This window comes from Thermococcus sp. EP1, assembly GCF_001317345.1.
Classification (GTDB): Archaea; Methanobacteriota_B; Thermococci; order Thermococcales; family Thermococcaceae; genus Thermococcus_A.
Map to the genome: position 1 here is coordinate 1 of NZ_JXCG01000022.1, position 8,523 is coordinate 8,523.

The window sequence follows — 8,523 nt, forward strand, 5'->3', positions numbered from 1 at the left end:
TAGTTTTCATTGATGAAATCGACTCTATAGCTCCAATGAGGGGAGGTGAAGCTGATAGGGTCACAGATAGGCTTATTAATCAGTTGTTGACTGAGATGGATGGTATTGAGGAGAATAGTGGTGTTGTGGTTATAGCTGCAACTAACAGACCAGACATACTTGATCCTGCATTACTAAGACCTGGTAGATTTGATAGATTACTTCTCGTTCCAGCACCAGATGAAAAAGCAAGGCTTGAGATACTCAAAGTTCACACACGGAGAGTACCACTTGCAGCTGATGTAAGTTTGGAAGAGCTTGCAAAAAGAACTGAAGGATATAGTGGGGCCGATCTGGCTGCACTTGTTAGAGAGGCCGCATTTGTGGCACTTAGAAGATCGGTTTCAAGAACACCAAGAGAGCTTGTGGAAGAGCAAGCTGAGGAGTTCTTGGAGAAGCTTAAAGTTTCAAAAAGGGATTTTGATGAAGCTATGAAGAAAGTCAAACCCAGCATAACAAAATACATGCTTGACTATTATCGCCAGTTTGAAGAAAGTAGAAAGGGAGCTAGGGGAGAGGAACGTAGGGAAGTAGACTATTTCACTCTTTGATTTTTCAATTTTAGAAAAGATTTTATAGAAAAAAGTCGATTTTCACTATAGGCAAAAGCTGGGGGGTATAAAATGGTAAAGGTCAGAGCATCAAAACTTAGGGATATGGAGATTATAACTGATACCGGAATAAGACTTGGATGGCTCTACGATTTAAGCTTTGATGAAGAGACAGGAGAAATTTTAGTTATAGTAGCTGAACCAGATGAGGACTTGGACACAAGTGAGTTTGTTACCGATCATGAAGGTCTTCTTTTGATACCCATGAAAGCTGTTAAGAGCATTGGAGAGTTTATAGTCGTAGATCACAACAAACTTGCAGTCAAATCGAAGCTCAGGAGAATTTCACTTATTAAAGAAAAACTCCAAGGGTCTTGATCCTTTTCAAGTCTTTTTCTTCTTGTAGGGTTGTGATGAAGTGAAATCTTCGTTATTTCATCTTGTACAGCTGAGTTTCTCCATTTTCTCTGTATTTGGTTCTTAAAACCACAAGGTTTATATAGATGTAAAGGAAACTTTACGTAAAGGAAATTTTACATGGTGGCGAAAATGGAAAAGTGGAAAGTGGGAGGATACCGAATATTAGTCTTAATCTTAGCCTTTGTCCTTGTGAGCTTGGTTATTCTCTCACGAATATGTAAAAACCTGGAAGGAGCATATTATCTGGCTTTAGGGCCAATGGTGGTTGTGTCTATCCTTAAGATAGGATTCAGATGTTATTATAGGGGAGTGATGTGAATGATAAATGATAGTCTTTTCCTGTTCATAGTGATAGCCACGGTGGTTTACTGGTTTATCTTTTATCGTTTCATGAAGGAAACTGGACAAATGAAGGACGAACGCGGAAGGCACATAAACCAAATGGCATCGGAAGCAACGCTCATAATAGTTCAAATGCTACTTCTCATTGGCCTCCTTGCCGTTGAGGTGTTTAAATGGCTCGATGCAGGCAAAATGCTCGCATTCGTCTATGTGGTGGCAATATTCGGACACACTCTAGTGAGATACTACTATGTGAGGGTGATGTAAATGAAGCTGAAGTATGAATATCTGCTTGGAATTATTATAACTGGGATGATCATTGGGTTGGCATATTCCACCAAATCGGGAAAGGCATTACTAGCAATGGGAATATTTCTTCTTGGTGTTCTTCTTGTCTATGTTTTAAGTTGGTACTATAATTTGAGGGTTGAAAGGATAGAAGACGAGAGAACAAAGCTAATAGAGGCAAAGAGCACAAGGAATGGATATATAGCAATGAGTATTCTCCTATTTCTTGAGTATCTCTGGGAATATAGTAGAGGGAACACTGAATTAGCGATGAAGCTCTTGATACCACTCGCTCTTGGTGCTTTAGTACTTATTATATCTCAATACCGCTACGAGCGGGTGATGTGATTGTACCTTTAGAGCCTTGTTGAGGGGTTAGTGATGAAAAACAGAAAAATTTGGAATGTTTCATTTGTGGTCATGATTTTTCTTGCCTTCCTCTCGGTGTACTTTATAAAATCCAAAAATCCTCATGGGGCAGTAATATCAGCAGCACTCTCTATTGCTGTCATATATATAGGAATGAAGCTTGCTGGGATTGAAAGGAGCATAAAGGAGCTTAAGATTTCATCAACAACTTTTGAGATCTACATGGCTATTATTTTGTTATGGTTTGTGTGGAGAGCAGGAACTCTTTATGGGACTCCTCACTTTAAGGAGTTTATAACACTCTCTAGAAATATAATAACCCTTGCAATATCGATACATCTTGGAGTTAGGCTTTATTACTGGATTAAGGGTGAAACAAAATGAAGAATCGTCTCCGTGAACTTCGGGAGTGGAAAGGATTGACGCAGGAAGATTTAGCTAAAGCACTTGGAGTGACAAGACAAACAATAATAGCGATTGAAAAAGGTAAGTATAATCCCTCTCTTGAATTGGCTTTTAAAATAGCGAAGTTTTTTAAAGTTAAAATTGAGGACATATTTATTTATGAGGAAAGGATAGGAGGGCCTTAAATGGCTGCTGTCAAAGTGGAAAACCTTGAGAAGGATTATGGAAAAGTTAAAGCCCTCAAGGGGATAAGTTTTGAAATTAGAAAGGGTGAGATATTTGGCCTTATAGGCCCAAATGGTGCTGGAAAAAGTACAACTCTAAAAATCTTGGCGACGTTATTAACTCCTACTGGCGGAAAAGCAGAAATTTTTGGTCATGATGTAGTTAAAGAAGCAGAAGAAGTTAGGAAGCTTATAAGCTACCTCCCAGAGGAGGCGGGGGCATATAAAAATCTTAAGGGAATCGAGTATCTTCAGTTCATGGCGAAGCTATATGCTAAAACGGGTAAAAGTTATGATGAAATGCTTGAAATGGGGATAAAGCTTAGTGGTCTTGGAGAAAGATTAAACGATAAGATTTCCACTTACTCAAAGGGTATGACACGGAAATTACTATTGGCTCGGGCTTTAATGGTCAAGCCAAAATTGGGAATTCTTGATGAACCTGCAAGCGGTCTTGATGTAGTTAATGCTTACTCCATAAGGCAAACTATACGAAGATTCGCGAGGGAGAAAGGCATTACATTTCTTGTTTCAAGTCACAACATGCTTGAAGTTGAGTTTCTCTGTGATAGAGTTGCCCTTATCAATAAAGGAGTTATAGTAGACGTTGGGACTCCAAAAGAGTTGAAAGAGAAATACAATGCAGAGAATCTCGAAGAGGTCTTCATGAGTATAGTAGGGGAAAGCAGAGAGGCTTTGGAGGTGTTTGGATGAGTGATTTTTGGGTAATAGTTACGAAAGAGCTTAAAGACCTCTTGAGAGACAAGGCATTAATATTTGGGATAATCATAGTTCCTCTTATTATTTATCCTGCGTTAGGTCAGATGATGCAGGTAGGATTTGAACAAGCACAAAAGGAAACTAAAGTAGTTTTAGTAAATTTTGATGATGGTGAATATGGTTCTCTGCTTATAAAAGCCTTAGAAGCTGCTCCAAACGTAACAGTAACTAAGATAGAGGCGTTAACCCTTGATGAGGCTCTTAAAAAGGCCCAAGAAGGAGACCATAACATGATTGTAATAATTCCTAGAAACTTTTCGATAGCTATAGAAAACAACCAAAAAGCCCAAGTAGAGGTTTATGGGATTATAAAGGGCATAAGTGGGGGTATAAGAGAAGCAGTGAGTGAGGGAAGAATTAATGCCATTCTAACAGTTTTAAATGAATATCTTGCAAAGTTAAAAATAGAGCAAAATATAGAAGGAAATCCAGAGGCAATTTTAAAACCAATAGATGCCAGGAGTTACACTGTTATTAAGGGTCAGGTGGTTCCAGTTCCGCCGTCTTTGGTTTCCAACATTATAACGTCTCAATCATTTTCGATGCCTATCGTAATATTCATTATGATAATATTGGTAGCTCAAATGTCAGCTGGAACAATGGCAATGGAAAAGGAAAACAAAACTCTTGAAACCCTGTTAACGCTTCCTGTGAAAAGGATAACCATTGTAGCTGGTAAGATGATGGGGACAGCAGTAGTTGGAATAATTGCAGCTATAGCGTACATGATAGGCATGAGAAACTATCTCGGAAGCTTGACTTCTGCATCTGGTGAAATTGGAATTCCCCTTGAGGAACTGGGTTTGAAAGTAACACCACTAGGAGTCATGTTATTTGTTCTTATAATGTTCTTGGCAATGGTATTTGCTTTAAGTTTTGCAATGTTACTCGCGGTTTTTGCAGAAGACACAAAAAGTGCAAATGCTGTTGTAAGTGCTGGGATAATGCCTTTGGCATTTCCAACGTTTATTTTAATGTTTGCAGACATAGAAACACTTCCAGTTGCTATCAAATATCTCATATTAGCAATACCCTTCAGCCATCCAGTGTTAGCTTCAAAGGCGATGCTTATGGGAGAATACTCTACCATGTATACTAGCGTGATTTATCTTTCCGTAATAGCAGCAATAACGTTATCTGTGACAGCGAAGTTTTTCACAACAGAAAAGATTCTTACAGCAAAGTTTAGGTTTGGAAGAAAGAAGTAACCTTTTTTCTTTTAAACTAATCCAACAAACTGAAATATCTTAAACATTGCAAGGGATATTACGATCGCAGTGGTTGGTGTAGCTACCCATCCAACAGCTATTTCTCTCACAACTTCTTTTTCTATACCTCTTCCACTGGCAAGCCCTACCCCTATTACTCCCCCTACGATGGCTTGGCTCGAACTTACAGGAAGCCCAAACATATTAGCTAAACTAACTGCTATAGCAGAACTAAATTGGGCGGAAAAAGCAGATATTGGACCTAAAGAGGTTATCTTCCTGCCCACAGTATACATGACGGCATAACTAAAGGTTAATGCTCCCAAAGCTAAGCTTAAGGCTCCAAACATCCCAGCGGTTTTAGGATCAAAAAATCCAGCTCCTACTAGGGGACCAGTTGCATTCGCAACTTCATTAGCACCAAAATTAAAAGCCATATAAGAACCTCCGAGAACCGCAAGCCACTTATAGAGAAACTCTATTCTTTTTAGGCTTTTAATTCTATTAACAATTTTTCCGTAGAACTTGAGAAGGATTAAACCGAAAATTGCAGCTAAAATAGGAGAAATAATCCATGCAGCACCAATTTTAATGAGTGTTTCCCATTTTATAGGGGCACTTATAGCGATTCCAACTCCTACAACTCCTCCTACAATTGCTTGAGTGGTGGAAACTGGAAGTCCTTTTATTGTGGCTATGGTTACCCAAACTCCTGCTGCCAATAGGGCTATAATCGCAAGTTCGAGGGATAAGTACTCTGGGGGCACGATACCCTTTCCAATGGTCTTCATGACTTTATCTCCTTTTAAATAGGCTCCGAGCATTACAAATATCGTGATGGTAAGGGTTGCCTGCCTAAAACTTAACAAACCTGCACCTATGGCAGTCCCCATTGCATTTGCACTGTCATTAGCCCCAATATTCCAGGCAATGTAGAACCCTATTGCGACCGCAGCTAACATAACTGCTTCCATTTCTGTCCCCTCATATCTATATAGACTATATAGTAGTTTTTGGTTTAAAAATCTACTCGTTGCTCTTTTCTGGCTTAGCAATAAGAAGTCTTTTAGAGGGATATTCTTTTTACAAATGTAAAGGTAAATTTTGTGTCTGTTGGTGTATTATATTATTCATTGAACATAGAATCTGTCCACTTTTACTCAAAGACACATGCCGAAAGAGGTTTCTTGCCATACCGAAAACTAAATAAATGCACTGACTAAAAATGATACTGACAAAACTTGGGAGGAAGAGACGATGATAGAGATTCGTTTTCACGGTAGGGGTGGACAAGGTGCAGTTACAGCTGCAAACATCTTGGCCGAAGGAGCTTTCTTAGAAGGCAAGTATGTCCAAGCGTTCCCGTTTTTTGGTGTTGAAAGAAGAGGTGCTCCAGTTACAGCATTTACAAGAATAGACGAAAGGCCTATTAGAATCAAAACTCAGATTTATGAACCTGATGTGGTAGTTGTTCTTGATCCCTCACTTTTGGACACAGTAGACGTCACAGCAGGTCTTAAAGAGGGTGGGATGGTAATTATAAACACTGAGAAATCAAAGGAAGAAGTTCTTGAGAAGCTCAAGAAAAAGCCAGCTAAACTAGCCCTTGTTGATGCTACAACAATAGCTTTAGAAGTTCTTGGATTGCCAATTACAAATACATCAATTCTCGGTGCAGTGGCAAAAGCCACCGGTGTGGTTAAGATTGAAAGTGTTGAAGAGGCTATTAAGGACACTTTCTCAGGAGAACTTGGAGAGAAGAATGCTAAGGCGGCAAGAGAAGCATTTGGAAAGACCATTGTTTATGAACTTTGATTTTTCCTTCCTTTAAAATTCATTATAAGGGGTGAATTGTCTTGAACACTTTATTCGGGGAGAAGAAGGCAAATGCAGGAAAAAGGGTATTTAAATCTGTTGAAGAATATCCGGAGGTTCCAATAACCCTTGGGACAACATTATCAAACTTTACTGGAGATTGGAGGACTTTCATACCATTTATCGACGAGAGCAAATGTATAAAGTGCTATATTTGTTGGAAGTTCTGTCCAGAGCCTTCAATATACATAAAAGAAGATGGCTATGTTGCGGTGGACTATGATTATTGTAAGGGTTGTGGAATTTGTGCAAATGAATGCCCAACAAAAGCAATTGAAATGGTTAGAGAAAGCAAATGAGGTGGTATGAATGCCAATGAGAAAGGTTATGAAGGGTAATGAAGCTGCTGCGTGGGCTGCTAAACTTGCAAAGCCAAAAGTTGTTGCTGCATTTCCAATCACACCCTCTACACTCGTTCCGGAGAAAATTAGTGAATTCGTAGCTGATGGAGAAATGGATGCTGAGTTCATAAAAGTTGAAAGTGAGCACTCTGCAATTTCTGCATGTGTTGGAGCAAGTGCTGCAGGTGTTAGAGCTTTTACGGCAACTGCTTCCCAAGGTCTTGCCCTGATGCACGAGATTCTTTTCATCGCAGCTGGAATGAGACTTCCAATAGTTATGGCGATTGGTAACAGGTCATTGAGTGCTCCAATTAACATTTGGAATGACTGGCAAGACACAATAAGTGAGAGAGACACTGGATGGATGCAATTCTATGCTGAAAACAACCAAGAAGCATTGGATCTAATTCTTATAGCATTTAAAGTTGCCGAGGACGAGAGAGTTCTTCTCCCAGCAATGGTTGGGTTTGATGCCTTCATATTGACACACACAGTTGAGCCAGTAGAGATACCAGATCAAGAAGTAGTTGACGAGTTCCTTGGAGAATACGTGCCAAAACACGCTTACCTTGATCCAGCTAGGCCAATTACCCAAGGTGCCCTTGGATTCCCAGCCCACTACATGGAAGCCAGGTACACAGTTTGGCAAGCTATGGAAAACGCGAGAAAAGTCATTAAAGAGGTCTTTGATGAATTCGAGAAGAAGTTTGGAAGAAGATATCACATGATCGAGGAATACAGGACTGAGGATGCTGAAGTAATTCTTCTCACAATGGGCTCATTAGCTGGAACCCTCAAGGAGTTCATTGACAAGAAGAGGGAAGAGGGCGTAAAAATTGGGGCAGCCAAGATGACAGTTTACAGACCATTCCCAATTGAGGAGATAAGGGCCCTTGCAAAGAAGACAAAGGTTCTTGCTATTCTTGAAAAAGACATAAGCTTTGGAATTAGCGGTGCTGTTTACACAGATGTCGGCAGAGCACTTATAAACGAGAAGGAGAAGCCAATAATCCTTGACTTCATACTTGGACTTGGTGGAAGGGATGTTACATTTGAGCAACTTGAAGAAGTCGTTGAGATATCAAAGAAGGCCCTTGAAGGAGAGAAGGTTGAAGAGGTTAACTGGATAGGATTGAGGAAGGAGATTTTGTGAGGTGGTTATGATGGCAGTTAGAAAGCCCCCTATCACAACTCGCGAATACTGGGCACCTGGTCATGCCGCATGTGCTGGATGTGGTCCTGCAATAGTCATGAGACTTGCTACAAAAGCATTTAGTGAGGCTATGGAAGCGAAATATGGCGATCCGAATGCATTTGCCATTGCTCATGCCACAGGATGTATGGAAGTTGTTTCTGGTGTTTTCCCATATACTGCTTGGAAAGCTCCTTGGATACACGTAGCTTTTGAAAACGCTGGTGCAGTCGCAAGTGGTGTTGACGCTGCTTGGAAGAAGCTTGGAAGAAAAGGAAAAATCCTTGCTATTGGTGGAGATGGTGGTACAGCAGATATTGGTCTCCAAGCCCTTTCTGGAATGCTTGAAAGAAGACACAATGTGGTTTACCTCATGTATGATAATGAGGCTTACATGAATACGGGTATTCAGAGATCTTCATCCACTCCTTACGGAGCATGGACAACCACTTCACCGCCTGGAAAGTACTCAATTGGTGAGGACAAACC

General features: G+C 40.1%; 14 protein-coding genes. 13 read left to right on the forward strand and 1 reads right to left on the reverse strand.

Annotation, left to right across the window (positions count from 1 at the left end; translation table 11 throughout):
* From EP1X_RS09670 to EP1X_RS09710, 9 genes are all read left to right on the forward strand, one after another.
* A partial coding sequence (locus EP1X_RS09670) for an AAA family ATPase (RefSeq protein ID WP_156300738.1) occupies window positions 1-590 on the forward strand: 590 nt, incomplete at its 5' end.
* A gap of 72 nt (window positions 591-662) precedes the next feature.
* On the forward strand, window positions 663-968 hold the full coding sequence (locus EP1X_RS09675) for a PRC-barrel domain-containing protein (protein WP_055284010.1): 306 nt from the start codon (window positions 663-665) through the stop codon (window positions 966-968).
* Between the two features lie 171 nt (window positions 969-1,139).
* Window positions 1,140-1,328: a hypothetical protein gene (locus EP1X_RS09680; protein WP_055284012.1), complete on the forward strand. Its 189-nt coding sequence runs from the start codon at window positions 1,140-1,142 to the stop codon at window positions 1,326-1,328.
* Window positions 1,329-1,619, forward strand: coding sequence for a DUF2178 domain-containing protein (locus EP1X_RS09685; protein WP_055284014.1), 291 nt, complete (start codon window positions 1,329-1,331; stop codon window positions 1,617-1,619).
* Complete coding sequence (locus EP1X_RS09690) at window positions 1,620-1,988, forward strand: DUF2178 domain-containing protein (protein WP_055284015.1); 369 nt, start codon at window positions 1,620-1,622, stop codon at window positions 1,986-1,988.
* A gap of 33 nt (window positions 1,989-2,021) precedes the next feature.
* Complete coding sequence (locus tag EP1X_RS09695; protein WP_055284017.1) at window positions 2,022-2,393, forward strand: hypothetical protein; 372 nt, start codon at window positions 2,022-2,024, stop codon at window positions 2,391-2,393.
* The gene (locus EP1X_RS09700; protein ID WP_055284019.1) at window positions 2,390-2,599 is read left to right on the forward strand and encodes a helix-turn-helix transcriptional regulator; all 210 of its coding nucleotides are present in this window, start codon (window positions 2,390-2,392) and stop codon (window positions 2,597-2,599) included. Before EP1X_RS09695 ends, EP1X_RS09700 begins: the two co-directional genes overlap by 4 nt.
* On the forward strand, window positions 2,600-3,352 hold the full coding sequence (locus tag EP1X_RS09705; protein WP_055284021.1) for an ABC transporter ATP-binding protein: 753 nt from the start codon (window positions 2,600-2,602) through the stop codon (window positions 3,350-3,352).
* Window positions 3,349-4,626, forward strand: coding sequence for an ABC transporter permease (locus tag EP1X_RS09710; RefSeq protein ID WP_055284023.1), 1,278 nt, complete (start codon window positions 3,349-3,351; stop codon window positions 4,624-4,626). Before EP1X_RS09705 ends, EP1X_RS09710 begins: the two co-directional genes overlap by 4 nt.
* Window positions 4,627-4,637: 11 nt before the next feature.
* Here the strand turns inward: EP1X_RS09710 and EP1X_RS09715 are convergent, their stop codons facing one another.
* Window positions 4,638-5,600 carry an inorganic phosphate transporter gene (locus EP1X_RS09715; RefSeq protein ID WP_055284025.1) on the reverse strand — a complete coding sequence of 321 codons (963 nt, stop codon included), beginning with the start codon at window positions 5,598-5,600 and terminating at the stop codon, window positions 4,638-4,640.
* 283 nt (window positions 5,601-5,883) lie between these two features.
* Between EP1X_RS09715 and EP1X_RS09720 the strand changes: the two genes are divergently transcribed.
* From EP1X_RS09720 to EP1X_RS09735, 4 genes are all read left to right on the forward strand, one after another.
* Window positions 5,884-6,441 (forward strand): pyruvate/ketoisovalerate ferredoxin oxidoreductase subunit gamma, encoded by a 558-nt coding sequence (locus tag EP1X_RS09720; protein WP_055284026.1) that lies wholly within the window; start codon window positions 5,884-5,886, stop codon window positions 6,439-6,441.
* A 41-nt stretch (window positions 6,442-6,482) separates the two neighbouring features.
* Window positions 6,483-6,800, forward strand: a complete 318-nt coding sequence (locus tag EP1X_RS09725) for a 3-methyl-2-oxobutanoate dehydrogenase subunit delta (RefSeq protein ID WP_055284028.1) — start codon at window positions 6,483-6,485, stop codon at window positions 6,798-6,800.
* Window positions 6,801-6,810: 10 nt separating this feature from the next.
* A complete protein-coding gene (porA, locus tag EP1X_RS09730; RefSeq protein ID WP_055284030.1) occupies window positions 6,811-7,995 on the forward strand; it encodes a pyruvate synthase subunit PorA in 1,185 nt (394 codons plus the stop codon).
* A 10-nt stretch (window positions 7,996-8,005) separates the two neighbouring features.
* Window positions 8,006-8,523: thiamine pyrophosphate-dependent enzyme (locus tag EP1X_RS09735; protein ID WP_253276568.1), on the forward strand; the 518-nt coding region annotated here is incomplete at its 3' end.